Annotated in this window: 16 protein-coding genes; 7 read left to right on the forward strand and 9 right to left on the reverse strand. The window is 61.3% G+C overall.

Annotated features, from left to right (window positions below; translation table 11 throughout):
• Positions 1–55: 55 nt before the first annotated feature.
• The 4 genes from argC to rplM all read right to left on the reverse strand — a co-directional run bounded on the left by argC (position 56) and on the right by rplM (position 2,861).
• Positions 56–997, reverse strand: coding sequence for an N-acetyl-gamma-glutamyl-phosphate reductase (gene argC / locus RLW55_RS13160; protein WP_423414436.1), 942 nt, complete (start codon positions 995–997; stop codon positions 56–58).
• A complete protein-coding gene (locus RLW55_RS13165) occupies positions 994–1,752 on the reverse strand; it encodes a TerC family protein (RefSeq protein WP_409560388.1) in 759 nt (252 codons plus the stop codon). The genes argC and RLW55_RS13165 overlap by 4 nt, the downstream gene beginning before the upstream one ends.
• 162 nt (positions 1,753–1,914) lie before the next feature.
• Complete coding sequence (gene rpsI / locus RLW55_RS13170) at positions 1,915–2,394, reverse strand: 30S ribosomal protein S9 (protein WP_013948225.1); 480 nt, start codon at positions 2,392–2,394, stop codon at positions 1,915–1,917.
• A gap of 5 nt (positions 2,395–2,399) precedes the next feature.
• Positions 2,400–2,861 (reverse strand): 50S ribosomal protein L13, encoded by a 462-nt coding sequence (gene rplM / locus RLW55_RS13175; RefSeq protein WP_409560387.1) that lies wholly within the window; start codon positions 2,859–2,861, stop codon positions 2,400–2,402.
• Positions 2,862–3,265: 404 nt separating this feature from the next.
• Between rplM and RLW55_RS13180 the strand changes: the two genes are divergently transcribed.
• From RLW55_RS13180 to RLW55_RS13195, 4 genes are all read left to right on the forward strand, one after another.
• A complete protein-coding gene (locus tag RLW55_RS13180; RefSeq protein ID WP_423414437.1) occupies positions 3,266–3,856 on the forward strand; it encodes a hypothetical protein in 591 nt (196 codons plus the stop codon).
• Positions 3,857–3,896: 40 nt separating this feature from the next.
• A complete protein-coding gene (locus RLW55_RS13185; RefSeq protein WP_423414438.1) occupies positions 3,897–4,712 on the forward strand; it encodes an enoyl-CoA hydratase in 816 nt (271 codons plus the stop codon).
• A 2-nt stretch (positions 4,713–4,714) separates the two neighbouring features.
• Positions 4,715–5,152: a CoA-binding protein gene (locus RLW55_RS13190; RefSeq protein WP_423416416.1), complete on the forward strand. Its 438-nt coding sequence runs from the start codon at positions 4,715–4,717 to the stop codon at positions 5,150–5,152.
• 253 nt (positions 5,153–5,405) lie between these two features.
• Positions 5,406–6,047: a GTP cyclohydrolase II gene (locus RLW55_RS13195; RefSeq protein ID WP_409560385.1), complete on the forward strand. Its 642-nt coding sequence runs from the start codon at positions 5,406–5,408 to the stop codon at positions 6,045–6,047.
• A 48-nt stretch (positions 6,048–6,095) separates the two neighbouring features.
• Here RLW55_RS13195 and RLW55_RS13200 read toward each other — a convergent pair whose 3' ends face one another.
• Positions 6,096–7,871 carry a glucan ABC transporter ATP-binding protein/ permease gene (locus tag RLW55_RS13200; protein ID WP_409560384.1) on the reverse strand — a complete coding sequence of 592 codons (1,776 nt, stop codon included), beginning with the start codon at positions 7,869–7,871 and terminating at the stop codon, positions 6,096–6,098.
• 195 nt (positions 7,872–8,066) lie between these two features.
• Here RLW55_RS13200 and RLW55_RS13205 point away from each other — a divergent pair, with 195 nt between their 5' ends.
• The gene (locus RLW55_RS13205; RefSeq protein ID WP_423414439.1) at positions 8,067–8,738 is read left to right on the forward strand and encodes a RibD family protein; all 672 of its coding nucleotides are present in this window, start codon (positions 8,067–8,069) and stop codon (positions 8,736–8,738) included.
• A gap of 4 nt (positions 8,739–8,742) precedes the next feature.
• Complete coding sequence (locus RLW55_RS13210) at positions 8,743–9,342, forward strand: cytochrome b (RefSeq protein WP_013948216.1); 600 nt, start codon at positions 8,743–8,745, stop codon at positions 9,340–9,342.
• Between the two features lie 12 nt (positions 9,343–9,354).
• Here the strand turns inward: RLW55_RS13210 and RLW55_RS13215 are convergent, their stop codons facing one another.
• From RLW55_RS13215 to RLW55_RS13230, 4 genes are read right to left on the reverse strand one after another with little or no spacing between them, the layout of a single operon-like run.
• Positions 9,355–10,188 (reverse strand): methyltransferase domain-containing protein, encoded by an 834-nt coding sequence (locus tag RLW55_RS13215; RefSeq protein ID WP_423414440.1) that lies wholly within the window; start codon positions 10,186–10,188, stop codon positions 9,355–9,357.
• The gene (locus tag RLW55_RS13220) at positions 10,185–11,231 is read right to left on the reverse strand and encodes a glycosyltransferase family 4 protein (protein ID WP_409560382.1); all 1,047 of its coding nucleotides are present in this window, start codon (positions 11,229–11,231) and stop codon (positions 10,185–10,187) included. The genes RLW55_RS13215 and RLW55_RS13220 overlap by 4 nt, the downstream gene beginning before the upstream one ends.
• The gene (locus RLW55_RS13225) at positions 11,224–11,628 is read right to left on the reverse strand and encodes a 6-pyruvoyl trahydropterin synthase family protein (protein WP_409560381.1); all 405 of its coding nucleotides are present in this window, start codon (positions 11,626–11,628) and stop codon (positions 11,224–11,226) included. The genes RLW55_RS13220 and RLW55_RS13225 overlap by 8 nt, the downstream gene beginning before the upstream one ends.
• A gap of 23 nt (positions 11,629–11,651) precedes the next feature.
• On the reverse strand, positions 11,652–12,677 hold the full coding sequence (locus RLW55_RS13230) for a zinc-dependent alcohol dehydrogenase (protein WP_423414441.1): 1,026 nt from the start codon (positions 12,675–12,677) through the stop codon (positions 11,652–11,654).
• 20 nt (positions 12,678–12,697) lie between these two features.
• On the opposite strand from RLW55_RS13230, the gene mdoH reads away from it, so the two are divergent.
• The gene (gene mdoH / locus RLW55_RS13235) at positions 12,698–14,512 is read left to right on the forward strand and encodes a glucans biosynthesis glucosyltransferase MdoH (RefSeq protein WP_423414442.1); all 1,815 of its coding nucleotides are present in this window, start codon (positions 12,698–12,700) and stop codon (positions 14,510–14,512) included.
• The last annotated feature ends 1 nt before the right edge of the window (position 14,513 follow it).

The raw sequence follows: 14,513 nt of genomic DNA on the forward strand, positions 1-14,513 counted from the left end.
CTTCCCCTTGACGGGGAGGGGTGAGGAGCTGTCCGAACGAAAATGCGAATGCCGCTTACAGGCCGAGCATCAGTTTAATGTTCTGAACGGCCGCGCCGGCTGCGCCCTTGCCGAGATTGTCGAGCCGCGCGACGAGCACCGCCTGATTCAGCGCAGCATTTCCGAACACGTACAGCTCAAGCTTGTCCGTTCCGTTCAGTGCTTCGGCTTCCAGGCGGTTCATCTGCGCCGATGGCTCGGCGATAACGCTCACGTAGGCACTCCCGCGATAGTGCTCTTCCAGCACGAGCTCGATATCGCGCAGGCACGGCTTGCCAGGCAGCGTGTCGAGATGCAAGGGCACGGACACGAGCATGCCTTGCCGGAAGTTGCCGACGCTCGGCACGAAAATCGGCCGCCGCGATAGCCCCGAATACATCTGCAGCTCGGGCACGTGCTTGTGTTCCAGGCCGAGCCCGTAAAGCTCGAACGACGGCGCCGTCCCAGCCTCATAGGCTTCAATCATCGTCCGTCCGCCGCCCGAATACCCCGATACTGCATTGACGGTGATCGGATAGTCCGGCTCGATGATGCCCGCATCGACCAGCGGTCGCAGCAGCGCGATCCCGCCCGTCGGATAGCAGCCGGGATTGGCGACGCGCGTCGCCCTCCGGATGACGTCGGCGTGGCCCGGCGTCAGTTCGGCGAAACCGTAAGCCCAGCCTTCCGCGACGCGATGCGCCGTCGAGGCGTCAACGATCTTTGGAGCCTGCGCGCCAAGCTCATCGGCCAGCGCCACGGTCTCTCGCGCGGCATCGTCCGGCAGGCACAGTACGACGAGATCGACGTCGCGCAGCATGTCTGCCCGCGCGGCGCGATCCTTCCGCTTGGCCGGATCGATGCTTTTAACGTCGATACCGGCGACGCCAGCCAGCCGCTCGCGGATTTCGAGGCCGGTCGTTCCGGCCTCGCCATCAATGAAAACCCGCGCGAGCTTCGTTTGTGTTGCGGTCGTCATCCTAACCACATCCCGATGCGATGCTTGATGCCTTCCCAGATCGTTTCCGAGCAGCCGATGCCATAGTTGGCACAGGCGATCCGGTGGCTGTCGCGATAGATCATATCGAGTGCAACATAAAGAATGATGGCAAGGCCGACCCAGGCGATCCAAGGATAGCGCGCCAGTAGCTTGGCGATGTAAGTCGAGGCCACTGCCATTAGAATGATGGCGATTGCCAAACCGATAATCAGGACAAGGGTTGATTCACCGGCTGCGCCCGCGACCGCCAGCACATTGTCGAGTGACATCGAAAGGTCGGCAAGGATGATCGTCCAAAGCGCGCCCCAGAACGACACCGGGTTCGGGTGCGGGGCGCCGGAGGCTAGGTTCTCTTCGACCTCGTGAATGGAATGCGTGTCGGCTTGGACGATCTGCCTGTACATTTTCCAGCAGACGAACAGCAGCAGAATGCCGCCTGCCAGTGTGAGGCCGATGACTTGAAGCATCTGTTGCGCAACGCCTGAGAAGATGATCCTCAGGATCACGGCGCCGAGAATGCCCCAAAAGATGACCTTCGTGCGCATCGATTTCTCGACGCGGGACGCTGCCATGCCGACCACGATGGCGTTGTCGCCCGCGAGCGTCAGATCGATCATCAGGATGTTGAACAGCGGCACGGCGTGGGTCCGCCACCAGTCCGGTGAGAGCAGTAAGCCGATGTCCGTTACAAAAACCGTCCATAGGTCATGAATGCCGTTTAATACTGCGTCCATTCTCTCTCCGAACCCCCCGGTCCTTAAGCCTGTGCCACAACGGCCGAAAGCCAGTGGCTATGTGGCATCACGGCGCCTCTGCGACAACCCTTCCGCGCCAGAAAAGCAAACAGCCCGCCAAGGTGGCGGGCTGTGCTTTCGTCCCAGGTGATCGCTGTTTGATTAGCGCTTCGAGAACTGGAACGACTTACGAGCTTTCACCTTGCCGTACTTCTTGCGTTCGACAACGCGGCTGTCACGCGTGAGGAAGCCCTGCTTCTTCAGCACACCGCGCAACTCCGGCTCATAATAGGTGAGAGCCTTGGAGATACCGTGACGCACGGCGCCGGCCTGACCCGAGAGACCGCCGCCAGCGACGGAAATACGGATGTCATACTGCGTGGCGCGGTTCGCCAGATCGAGCGGCTGCTGCAGAAGCATCTGCAGAACCGGACGCGCGAAGTAGGCCTTATAGTCTTTCTCGTTGACCGTGATCGTGCCCTTGCCCGGCTTCAGCCAGACGCGAGCGACGGCGTTCTTGCGCTTACCCGTTGCGTAAGCGCGGCCGAGCTTGTCGAGCTTCTGCGTGCGCACCGGCGCCGCTTCGGGCTCCGAGCCCTTGACGGCCGCGAGATCGGCGAGGGTCTTTGTTTCGGTAACCATGGATATTAGACCCTCACGTTCTTGCGGTTGAGCTTCGCGATATCGAGCTTTTCCGGGTTCTGCGCTTCATGCGGATGCGCGGTGCCCTTGTAGACGCGAAGGTTGCGCATGATCTGGCGATGAAGAGGTCCGCGGGCGAGCATGCGCTCGACGGCCTTCTCGATGATCCGTTCCGGATGCTTGCTGTCGAGAATCTGCTTCGGCGTCCGTTCCTTGATGCCGCCCGGATAGCCGGTGTGCTTGTAGTAGACTTTGTCTTCGCGCTTGGCGCCGGTGAATACGACCTTCTCGGCGTTGATGACGACGATGTTGTCACCGCAATCGACGTGCGGCGTGTAGATCGGTTTGTGCTTGCCCTTGAGGCGCGTCGCGATGAGAGCGGCGAGGCGGCCGACAACGAGCCCTTCGGCGTCGATGAGGACCCACTTCTTCTCCACCGTGGCCGGCTTGGCGACATAGGTAGACATTATATTGAAGCTCCTTGGCGGATGGCTCCGCGCCCAGACGGCTGGTCGCGTGGCGTTCCGAGAAGCCGCGTGAATACGCAGAAATGCCGATCCTTGGCAAGAACAATTTCTTGTTTCAAATATTATATAGCAAAATCAAATAGATAATGTATACGGTAAAATAAAACCACATTGCGGTATTAAAATACCGCCTCACGCCGGGGCCATGCCTCCCCGCCGTGCAAGCCTTGTTCATGGGCGGTGCAGGGAGCATGGATTAAATCCCACACTGATCTTCGCGCGCCACACCGGGACCGAAATCTGAAAGCGGAACGGCGGAAGCTTTCTCGTTATCGTCCGAGTGGGCGTAAGAGGTCGCGGGGCAACAGGTCCGCGTGATGCGGAAAGTGTACTGGAGGAACACGATGTCGGTCTTTCTGGCCAAGGCGGCGCTGCGCACGATCATCGGGGGGCTCGCTCTCGCTGCCAGCGTGACACTGGCGAACGCCGAAGATGTCGCCGCACCGACCAATCCTCCGGCCGCGCAGGGCAATGCCAGCGGCTCGGACGCGCCTGCTCCCGACGATGTGAAGCAGATCAAGCTGACCGACGATCAAGTGACGCGCTTCATCGCCGCGCAGGCCGACCTCGCGGCGATCGCCAGCAAAATCCAGGCGGCGGGTGACAAGCCCGATCCAGCACTCCAGTCAGAACTCGAAGGCATCGCCAAGAAGCACGGCTTCAAAACCTTCGCCGAACTGGATGACGTCGCCGCGAACATCTCGATCGTCATGGCCGGACTGGACACCGGCACCGGCAACTTCGTCGATCCGGTTGATGCGCTGAAGAAAGAGCGCGAGGAAGTCGAGAAGGACACGACGATCCCAGACGCCGACAAGAAGCAGCTTCTTGACGAGTTGAATGAAGCGATCGGCACGACGCCGCGCCTCCAGTACAAGGAGAACGTCGAGATCGTGAAAGCGCATCGCGCCGAGATCGAGAAGGCGTTACAGTAGCGAAACGCTCGTTGACGGGCGTCACGCACGGAGTGCCCGAATGCAGGATCTTTCGCCCGTAGCTGCCCCGCTGGTCCTCGCCGAGACCGTTGAGCCCGGCATTGTACGGCTGACGCTCAACCGGCCTGCGGCGCGTAACGCGCTTTCCCGCGCTGTCATTCGCGAACTGCACGATACCGTCGAGCGTTTTGGCGCCGATCTGAGCGTCGCCGTCATTATTCTTGCAGCAAGTGGCAAGGTCTATTCATCCGGCCACGATCTGAAAGAAATGACCGCGCACCGCGTCGATTCCGATGGCGGCGAGGCGTTTTTCCGCGAAACTATGACCGCATGCTCGGCGATGATGCGCGCCATCGTCGCCTGTCCGAAACCGGTTATCGCCGCGGTCGAGGGGCGCGCCACCGCCGCCGGCTGTCAACTCGTCGCAACCTGCGATCTCGCCGTCGCTGCCGAGACGGCCGACTTCGCCACGCCCGGCGTGAATATTGGCCTTTTCTGCTCGACGCCAATGGTCGCGCTCTCCCGCAACATCCCGCGCAAGCGCGCGATGGAAATGCTGCTGCTCGGCGAAGCCTTGTCCGCGGCGGACGCACTGAGCTTCGGCCTCGTCAATCGCGTCGTGGCGCCGGACAAAGTCATGGACGAAGCGCTGAGCATGGCGCGCATCATCGCAGCCAAATCGAAGGCGACCGTCGCCATCGGCAAAGCGGCGTTCTATCGCCAAGCGGAGATGCCGCTCGACGACGCTTATGCCTATGCCAGCGAGGTGATGGTCAACAATATGCTGACGGCCGACGCCGGTGAGGGGATCTGCGCCTTCATCGAAAAGCGCCACCCCGAATGGAAGGACAAGTGATCTTGTCCATTGACCGTTTGGACGACGCCGAAATCCGCGCCATCCTTGCGCGCGTCAAAACATTTGCAGTAGTCGGAGCATCTCAGAAACCCGAGCGGGCGAGCTACGACGTGATGCGGTTTCTGATCGCCAAAGGCTACACAGCGAAACCCGTCAATCCCGGCATTGCCGGTAAGACCATTCACGACCAATTGGTCCATGCGACGCTGGCCGTCGTTCCTCCGCCTGCCGACGTCGTCGATATTTTCCGCAACTCCGACGCCGTTCCGGCGATCGTCCGTGAGGTGATCGCCGAGAAGGACCGTCTGGGCGTGAGCGTGATTTGGATGCAACTCGGCGTCATTAATGAAGATGCCGCAGCCGAAGCCCGCGCCGCCGGTCTGACCGTCGTCATGGACCGCTGTCCGAAAATCGAATTCAGCCGCCTGATGCGCCGATAATTCGACATTCTTTGGTTGGGTGATGGGCTATGCCCTGGATATAAAGCTTATTCCAATTCGGTCCGAAGCCCTCCCCGCGTCATCCTGACGTCCTAAATCTTCCGCAAGGCTATGCCCATTTCATCGCGTTAGCGGATTTCGTGCCTACCTCGCTGTTCCCTGCGGAACATTCAAAAGGCCGCCGAGGTAGGAGACTTTGCGTTCGCCTCGCAAATGGGGCATATGCCTTCTGAGATCCCGGAGCGATATAAAGATGAAGTCGGGTGCCTTGACGTCCGTGAAACTGCCAGCCGATTGGTCGGTCGAGACCATTCTTCCCATCGACTTTCAGGGCAAGGAGTTGATGCTCGAAGCGCACGCCTATCAGGGCGATAGCGAAGAAGAGCAGGTCCTGGCCCTCATCCATCGCGACCCGACGGCCGTTAACGGCTCAGCGCCCGTTCCCGTGGTCCGCGTCCACTCCGGCTGCGTTACGGGCGATATCTTCCATTCGCTCCGCTGCGACTGCTATCAGCAACTCCAGGCCGCGCTGAAGATCGTCAGTGAGGTGCCCTACGGCGCCATCATCTATGTACCCTATCACGAGGGTCGGGGGATTGGCCTATTCAAGAAGATCCAGGCTTACGCGCTGCAGGATCAGGGCTTCGATACCGTTGAGGCCAACATCGAAGTCGGTGCTCCGATCGATAGCCGCGATTATGGTTTGACGGCGCGTGTCCTGCGCGACCTCGGCATGCCGGAGATCAAGCTGCTGTCGAACAACCCGGCCAAGGAGCAGGCTCTCAAGCAGCACGGCATCCGCATCGCCGAGCGTCTGCCGCTCGTCGCCGCGCCGAACAAGTTCAATCAGCGCTACCTCGACACCAAGCGCGCCCGTATGGCCCACAAGCTCTGACGCTTTTTCCTCTCCCGTGGGACAGGGCCATGCTTCCGCACCGGACCATCACGCCGCCGGTTCTCGCGGCTTCTCCGTCGTCTTCGGCACCGTGAAGCCGCCTTCGGCGACGAGCCGCGAGAAAAGCCCGCCGCGTTCCGCAAGCTCGGTGAACTGGCCGTGCTCGACGACTTTCCCCTGGTCCAAGACAAAAATCTGATCAGCGTCAGCAACGGTCGACAAGCGATGCGCAATGACGAATGTCGTACGCCCGGCGCGCAACGTATCGAGCGCTCGCTTGATCTTCGCCTCTGTCTCGGAATCGAGTGCGCTCGTCGCTTCATCGAGAATAAGGATCGGCGCGTCCTTCAGAATGGCCCGCGCGATGGCGATGCGTTGCCGTTCGCCCCCCGACAGCGCCAGCCCGCGCTCCCCAATGACGAAATCGTATCCGCCCGGTTTGCGCATGATGAAGTCGTGCGCTTCGGCCAGACGACTCGCGTGCTCGACCTCGGCGTCTGTTGCGCCCGGTTTGCCGATGCGGATGTTCTCGCCGATCGAACGATTGAAAAGTCCCGCATCCTGAAACACGACCGCGATATTGCTGCGCAGCGATGCGAGCGTCACGCCCGCAATGTCCTGCCCATCAATCAATACCCGTCCCGAGCTGGGTTTCAGGAAACGTTGGAGCAAGCCAATCGTCGTCGACTTGCCCGATCCCGTCGGTCCGACAAACGCAACCGTTTCGCCGGCCTTCGCTGCGAAGGACAAGTCAGTGATGCCCTGCGGGCTGCCGTCATAGCGGAAGTTGACGTGATCGAACGCGACGGCGCCTTCGACGGCCGCAAGCGGCTTTGCGCCGGGCGCGTCGCCGACCGCGCCGACTTCATCCATCAAATCGAACAGAGCCGTGATCGTCGGTGCTTGCTGATCTATGCGCACGGCAAAGCCCGAAAGCTGATCGAGCTTCGAGATCAGCAGCGTCGCAAAAGCCACGAAGCTGACGATCTGCCCGACCGTCAGCTCGCCGCGTCCGACGAGAATGGCGCCCGCCGTAAAGATGACAACCATCGTCAGCGTTGCCGCCGAACGCTGCATCACGGTCAACACGCCCCACCACGTCAGCACCGGGTACTGAGCCGACAAAAGATCGTTCGCGAGTCCGCGCAGCGCATCGGCTTCGGCTTTCAGCCGTCCGTAGCTCTGCACCACAGTGACGTTGCCGACGACATCGACCACGCGGCTCGACAGCGCCGTCTCATGATCTTCGACCGCGGCCTGCCCGACTGCGGTCCGCTTGACGACGAAGACGTGCATCAACGTGTAGGCGCCGGCGAGCGCCACCAGGATCGTCGCCATCCGGACGTCCATGGCGAACGCTGTCGGCACCAGAAGGATAATGCCGAACACGGTCGCCAATTGCTCGCGCATGACGCCGAGCCACAACCAGAACAACGCGCTCATTCCCGACAAAATTGTTCGGATCGTTGCGCCCGAGCCGCGGGCCGCGTGTGCGCTTTGCGGCAAAGAGATTGTCTTTTCGAAAACGCTCGCCAGATGCGCGAGCTTCTGCCGGTGCGCCAGCCGGTCGGCATTGATACCGACGATGACGCCGGCGATAATGCCGAACAGTCCCAGCAGCGCCCAAAGTCCGATATAGACGAAGGCGCTTTCACCTTTGCTCAGGGCATCGACGACGCGCCCGAACAGAATGGGCTCGGCAAGTTGCGTGACGGCGATGACGACGCCGGCGGCCGCAAGACCCATCGCCAGATATTTCTCGGATGCGAGCAGGGCGAGCGAGCGCGTGTAGATTGCGATCAGGCCAAGCGGTTTCGTCGTCATGTCGGGATGCTATGAGAGGATAATGGAGAGGGCATGGCGAACGCCGGTAACACAGGTGAATTGCGCTGCATGCAAATCAACCGTAGACGGCTCAATTGGCGGTCGGCTCTTCGGCTCCAATGCTCCTTGCGCTCGGTTTTGCGCCTTATAGCACGCTAAGACCCTATGACATCCGCTAAAAACCATGAGACAGGGATGTTCGACGCCATTTTGAGCGCATCGCCTGAACGTCCGTTCATCGTCGCCCAGCTCGGACAATCCCTCGACGGGCGCATTGCGACGACACATGGCGAGTCACGCTGGATCAACGGCCCGGCGGCCCTCGATCACCTGCATCGCCTTCGCGCCCACGTCGATGCCGTCGTCGTCGGCGTAGGAACGGTGATCGCCGACGATCCGCAACTCACCGTCCGCCGCGTCGAGGGTCCGCAACCCGTCCGCGTCATCATTGATCCGCGCGGACGCCTCCCGGCATCGGCCCGTTGTCTTGCCGTCGGCGACGAGCCATGCCTCGTTATCGGCGATCATGAACGCGTCGTTCCAGAAGGCGCCGAACTGCTGGTCGTTGCCTCAACCGAGGGACGCCTGGCGCCGTCCGCCATCGTCGCGGCGCTTTTTGCGCGCGGCTTCAGGAAAATTTTGGTGGAAGGCGGCGCCGCGACGGTTTCGAATTTCATCGATGCAAATATGGTTGATCGTCTTCATATCCTTGTCGCGCCAATGATATTGGGTTCAGGTATTCAAGGACTTTCGCTGTTGCCCGTCGATCGGCTCGGCGATGCGTTGCGGCCAGAAACGACGGTGCATGTTCTTGACGGCGGCGACGTGCTGTTTGATTGTGATTTGAGGCATCAACGGAGAGGATAGCGGCATGGCCCAAGATCCGAAATATGCTCTCCCGACCTACACGCCGACGGCGCGCGCCTTTCATTGGCTGATCGCGCTATTGATTTTCATTCAATTGCCCCTCGGCTTCTACATGTCGTACCGCGGCAATGAGATGCCGTCGGTCAACGAAAAGGGCGAACCGGTCAAAGGCGTGTGGGATGCGCTGACCGGCTATCTTTATAGCTCACATAAGTTGCTCGGATTGATTGTGCTGACGCTCGTCGTGCTGCGGCTGCTCTACCGGCTGACACAGGGCGCACCGCGCTCCGACCCGACCGTGCCACCCGCATTGACCGGCATCAGCCATCTCGTGCACTGGGCGCTGTACGCGCTGCTGATCGCGGTTCCCGTTCTCGGCTATCTGGCGATCTCATACGGCGACTTTCTCGATATCTTCAATTTTCGACTGCCGATGCTGACAGTGAAGAATGATGACCTCTCGAAGGAAATCTTCGAGTGGCACGAACTGGGCGCATTCCTGATCATCGGCTTCGTCACGCTGCACATCATCGCCGCCGTCTATCACTATTTTGTCCGCAGGGATCGGGTGGTCGAGCGGATGATCCCCAAGCGGGTCGCCTGATAAAGGACGCGCTTACTGAGGCGCCGCGAAGACGTCGGTATGCCCCACGAACGCTGCGCTGCGCGGCACGTTCACCCACGTCACGATGGTTTTCTCATCGACGCCGCCGTCTTCCGTCACGGCGACCGCGTGGCCGCGCACCAGTTCTTCGATCAGCATGCGATCGGCGCGATCGAGCCGCCATGGGCTCTCACCGGACAGCGCCAGATAGCCGTTGATGCGAAATTGATCGACGAGATGCGAACCAGCGAGAGGACCGGCTGCAGAGCCGAAGCCTTTGTCGCCCATCTGGTGACGCTGAAACGCCGCCGTCATTTGATTGTCGGCCGGCCGATGCGGTGTCCACTTCTGCAAGCCGTTATAGACGAGCGTCGCGTAGAACGCCGCTTTAGCGCTGACGACGGCTTTCGCAAGTTCGCGGATATAGCTCTCGGACGTCAGGTCGAAAAACGCCGACGCCGTGACGAGCTGAACACCCTCCGCGATCAACGCTTGCGTATCGTGTGCCAGATCCGCCGATTTGAAAATGACGCGAATTTTGCGTCCGCTTTTCTCTAGCTCCAGCGCGTCGCCGTCGGTCGTGTGCGCGTCGGCCCAACGCGTGAGTTTCGTGCGCGCAGCATCGAGCAATGCCGCGTCGCGATCGACAAGCGTCCACGTTTGCCGCGATGGCAAAAGGTGCGCCGTCGCGCGAAGATTGGCGCCTGTGCCCGAACCAAGGTCGAGGACGTTCAGTTCGTCGCGCAACGCAAAGCGAGCGGACACGGCGTTTGCGACTTGCGGATTACGTGCGCGCCTATCGGCCGCTTCGCGCAGGTCGAGCCATTCGGCGGAAAAGTCACTCACGGTCGAAGTCCCAGAATAACGGCAGCGATCCGGCGAGCCGTTTCGTGCCAGGTCGGAAGCGTCCGGCCCGCTTCCCAGGCAGCATCAGCGAGCCGGTCGCGGAGTTTTTTGTCCGTCAACGCACGTTGCAGCGCTGCTGTCAGTTCCGGCACGTTGCCAGCTTCGACATGCAGTGCGGCGGCTTCGCCCGCTGTGTCGGCCGCAGCACCGCCTGCTGCGAGCACGATGGGCAGTCCACGCGCCATGGCTTCCGCCAGCACCATGCCATATCCTTCGAAAAGAGACGCCGAGACGAACAGATCTGCGCTCTCGTAAAAGCGGTCGAGCGTGGCCGGCACGACCTTGCCCGCAAGCGTAACGCGATCTTCGAGCCCGTGCTTGCGAATGGCCTCTTGCACCGATTCGACAGCTTGCGGATGACGGTCGAGCGCGCCCGCAATCGTCAGCCGCCAATCGATGTCGGCCAGCGGCGCCAAGGCTTCGACGAGAAGATCATAGCCTTTGCGCGGCATCACAGCGCCGACCGCGAGGATCTGCAGCGGCGCGCCGGTTCCGGTTGCCCGCTGCGCCGGATCGGTTCCGGGCTGCGCGACGGTGATTTTCTCCGACGAGATACCCATGTGCTCGGTTACGATCCGCTTCGTCGCGCGGCTCGTCACGATGATGTGGCTGGCGCGCCTTAGCGCTTGTTCTTCGCTGTCTTTCAATTCGACTTTGCGCGCATGCGGCAGGCCCGTTTCAAGAAACAGCGGATGATGCACGAGGCCGACGACGCGGCCCTTGATGGCATCGAGCACGTCGTTGGTGAAGGCGCCGAACGCCAAGCCATCGACGACGAGCACGGAATTTGCGGGCAATCCTGCAAGCGCCTGCCGCGCGTCCTCCAGATCGCTTTCGGTAGGATTGGGAAACGACGCGGGCAGCGCCAAGACCGAAACCGGAACGCCGAACGCCGGAAGCAATTCCATCACACGGCGATCGTAGGCGTAGCCTCCCGTCGCCGTTTTCAAGTCTCCTGGAATGGCGAATACCGCTTCAGCCACCGATCGGTCCCTCGTAGCTCGCGCGCGCCAGATCCGTTTCAGACAGCGTGACACGGACCCGCGCAAGCGTCTTTCCGTCGTCACCAAGCGCGCCGGACAGCGCCGCCGCCGCCATCTGGTCGAAGATATATTTGCAAAGGAATTCGGTCGTCGTCAGCACACCTTTGAACTGCGGCAGGGTGTCGAGGTTCTGGTAGGCGAGGGGCTTCAACGTTTGCCCCAGGACGTCAAGCGCCGCGCCGATATCGACGACGACGTTCTGCGCCGTCAGCGCCTCGCGGAAGAACGCGACATCGACCACGAAGGTTGCGCCGTGCATGTTTTGCGCCGGTCCGAAAAACGGATCCGGCAGCGAGTGGGCGATCATAATACGGTTGCGGACTTCGACGGAGAACATCTGAGCTTCTTCACCTGATGAGATTAATAGCGAATGACCGGCGGCAAGTCGGATGACGACCAGATCCGCGGCAACACCGATGGCAAATCGTCGAAATGCACCTCTTCCGAAACGAGCGCGTCGAGACGGGCGTCATCCAAGAGGTCAATGGCGCGCGCAAGGCGGTCGGCGTGCTTCAGTATTCCGCGGTGGCTCGGTGCGACGTGCCCGACCTGAGACGATACGATTTGCAAGCGCCGGCTGTGAAACGCGCCGCCAAGCCTCACCGTCACGGGTTCCGATCCATACCAGCTCATCTCAACGACCATACCTTCGAATGCGCAGGCGTTCAGCGCCGCCTCTAGTCCGGCGCTGGTCGCACTCGCATGAAAGACGATGCGATTATCCGTTGGCGCGTCCGATGGTGAAACGAACCGGATGCCGAGCGCTTCGGCAAGTCGTGCCCGTGCCGGATTGACGTCTAGGATAGCGACCTCCGTGCCCGCAATCCGCCGGGCGAGATAGGCCGTCAGCAGACCGACGATGCCTGCCCCGACGACGAGCACGCGGTCGCCAAGCGTCGTGCCCGCGTCCCAGTGGGCGTTGAGTGCCGTTTCTATATTGGCGGCAAGCACGCCCCGGCGCGACGGCACGACCTCGGGAAGCAGCGCCAGCATCGTCTCCGGTGCTTGAAAATAATCTTGATGCGGATGCAACACGAAGGCGCGACGGCCGATGAGCGTATCGGCGCCCGCTGTAACGACGCCCGTCGCCGAATAGCCGTATTTGACCGGAAATGAGAATGCTCCAGCCTGCAACGGCGCGCGCATGCGAGACCATTCGCTTTCCGGCACTTGACCGAGAGCGACGAGGCGTTCGGTGCCGCGACTGATCGCGGAATACTCGGCGGCAATCCGCACATGGCCAGGAGGCGGCGGAGCTAGGCGTTCGGTCCGGATTTCGGCCACGCCCGGCTTGACGTACCAGAGAGCGCGCGCAACCACGATCTGGCCTTGGCTGCGGCGGGTCGGCTGGGCGTTGGGCTCGAAGGTGCTCTGCGGGTCATTCATTGCGAAGGATTGGGTCCGTAATGACGATCGGTGCCGAGCGCGACGGGATGTCGAAGGCTGATGCTGTGGCAATAGTCGAGTGCGAGAGCCTTACGACCCCGGCGGGTATCGATGCAAGAGCGACGCTGGCCCGGCGGCGTTGCACCGCTTTCACATTGAACACTGCAACCTGGCTCCTCATCGTGCTCGTCGCGGCACACGCTCTTGCCCACGGAGGCTGGACGCTGACGTCGGCGATCATGGTCATATGCGTGGCACTCGGTGTTCCATGGCCGATTCTCGGCTTCTGGAACGCTGTCATCGGCCTGTGGCAGCTTCATGGGAGCAGAGCGCAAAAGCGGACGAAATCTAACGGTGAAGCGGCATTTTGGACATCCATCAGCGAACCGCCGCCGATCACGGTTAACACCGCCGTTTTGATGACGGTCCGCAACGAGGACCCGGCTCGGGCGCTTCTCCGACTGAAGATCGTCAAGGCCAGCCTCGATCGCACATCCGATGCCGCGCGCTTTTCGTATTTCATTCTGAGCGACACCAACCGCGCCGACATCGCGGCTGAAGAGGAACGTCTGATCGCCGAATGGCGCGCTGCCGACGCGGATCGCGACAGGATCATTTACCGCCGCCGCACCGAAAACACAGGCTTCAAAGCCGGGAACGTCCGCGACTTCGCCGCGCGCTGGGGCTCCGACTATGAGCTGATGCTGGCGCTCGACGCCGACAGCCTGATGACCGGCGAAACCATCGTCGATCTCGTCCGTATCATGCAAGCGCATCCCCGTCTGGGCATCCTGCAAAGCCTCGTCGTCGGCACGCCGTCATCATCGGCGTTTGCGCGCATCTTCCAGTTCGGCATGCGGCTCGGCATGCGCACCTACACGATGGGCCAAGCCTGGTGGGTCGGCGACTGCGGACCGTTCTGGGGACACAACGCGCTTGTGCGCATCAAGCCTTATGTCGAGCACTGCGCCCTGGACGGTCTGCTCGGCGGCAAACAGATCCTCTCGCACGATCAGGTCGAAGCTGTTCTGATGCGTCGCGCGGGCTACGAAGTGCGTGTGCTGCCGGTCGAAGCCGGCTCCTATGAAGATAATCCGCCCGATCTCATCGAGTTCATGCAGCGCGATAACCGCTGGTGCCAGGGCAATCTGCAGTATGTTCGGCTGATCGGCCTGCCCGGACTGAAGCCGGTGAGCCGTTTCCAGCTTCTCTGGGCAATCCTGATGTTTCTCGGCGTTCCGGCCTGGACACTGTTCGCCGCCCTTTTGCCCCTTATGGTCTTAAACGCACAAAATGTCGCCGACTTCCCGTGGCATGTCGTCGAAATGCTTTATGTCATGCTGATTGTCATGCACCTCGCGCCGAAACTTGCAGGAATTGCCGATGCGATCATGACGCCGGGAGAGGTTCGCCGCTTCGGCGGGAGCGCCCGTTTTTCGCTGAGCGCGGTCGGCGAAATTTTGTTTTCGCTCATTCTCGGTTCCGTCACGACAATTCGCACCTCAATGTTTATGATCGCGCTCGTGTCGGGGAAATCGATCGCTTGGAATGGACAACAGCGCGACGGCACGGGGCTTTCGTGGCGCACAGCCATAGAGGCGCTATGGCCGCAGCTCGTGTTCGGCATTTCGCTCTATCTGGCACTGGCCGTTATTTCTCCGCGACTGCTGCTCTGGAGCCTGCCACTGACGGCAGGATATCTGCTCGCCATTCCGTTTGCGTTTTTCACGGCGAGCCCGGCGGTCGGCCGCTTTTTCCGCCGCCACGGTATCGCAGGCATTCCCGAAGATTTCGCGCCGCCCGCCGAGATACGCGCCCTTGAGGCTGGACGGTAGC

Origin of the sequence: Hyphomicrobium sp. B1 (assembly GCF_049532635.1) — a bacterium.
Lineage (GTDB): Bacteria > Pseudomonadota > Alphaproteobacteria > Rhizobiales > Hyphomicrobiaceae > Hyphomicrobium_B.

Excerpts from the sequence above, each read along its gene's own strand:
- RLW55_RS13165 (WP_409560388.1), bottom strand. The coding sequence starts at position 1,752 with ATGGACGCAGTATTAAACGGCATTCATGACCTATGGACGGTTTTTGTA.
- RLW55_RS13195 (WP_409560385.1), top strand. The coding sequence starts at position 5,406 with ATGAAGTCGGGTGCCTTGACGTCCGTGAAACTGCCAGCCGATTGGTCG.
- RLW55_RS13205 (WP_423414439.1), top strand. The coding sequence starts at position 8,067 with ATGTTCGACGCCATTTTGAGCGCATCGCCTGAACGTCCGTTCATCGTC.
- RLW55_RS13185 (WP_423414438.1), top strand. The coding sequence starts at position 3,897 with ATGCAGGATCTTTCGCCCGTAGCTGCCCCGCTGGTCCTCGCCGAGACC.
- RLW55_RS13180 (WP_423414437.1), top strand. The coding sequence starts at position 3,266 with ATGTCGGTCTTTCTGGCCAAGGCGGCGCTGCGCACGATCATCGGGGGG.
- RLW55_RS13225 (WP_409560381.1), bottom strand. The coding sequence starts at position 11,628 with ATGTTCTCCGTCGAAGTCCGCAACCGTATTATGATCGCCCACTCGCTG.
- mdoH (WP_423414442.1), top strand. The coding sequence starts at position 12,698 with ATGACGATCGGTGCCGAGCGCGACGGGATGTCGAAGGCTGATGCTGTG.
- RLW55_RS13200 (WP_409560384.1), bottom strand. The coding sequence starts at position 7,871 with ATGACGACGAAACCGCTTGGCCTGATCGCAATCTACACGCGCTCGCTC.
- RLW55_RS13210 (WP_013948216.1), top strand. The coding sequence starts at position 8,743 with ATGGCCCAAGATCCGAAATATGCTCTCCCGACCTACACGCCGACGGCG.
- rpsI (WP_013948225.1), bottom strand. The coding sequence starts at position 2,394 with ATGGTTACCGAAACAAAGACCCTCGCCGATCTCGCGGCCGTCAAGGGC.
- argC (WP_423414436.1), bottom strand. The coding sequence starts at position 997 with ATGACGACCGCAACACAAACGAAGCTCGCGCGGGTTTTCATTGATGGC.
- RLW55_RS13230 (WP_423414441.1), bottom strand. The coding sequence starts at position 12,677 with ATGAATGACCCGCAGAGCACCTTCGAGCCCAACGCCCAGCCGACCCGC.
- rplM (WP_409560387.1), bottom strand. The coding sequence starts at position 2,861 with ATGTCTACCTATGTCGCCAAGCCGGCCACGGTGGAGAAGAAGTGGGTC.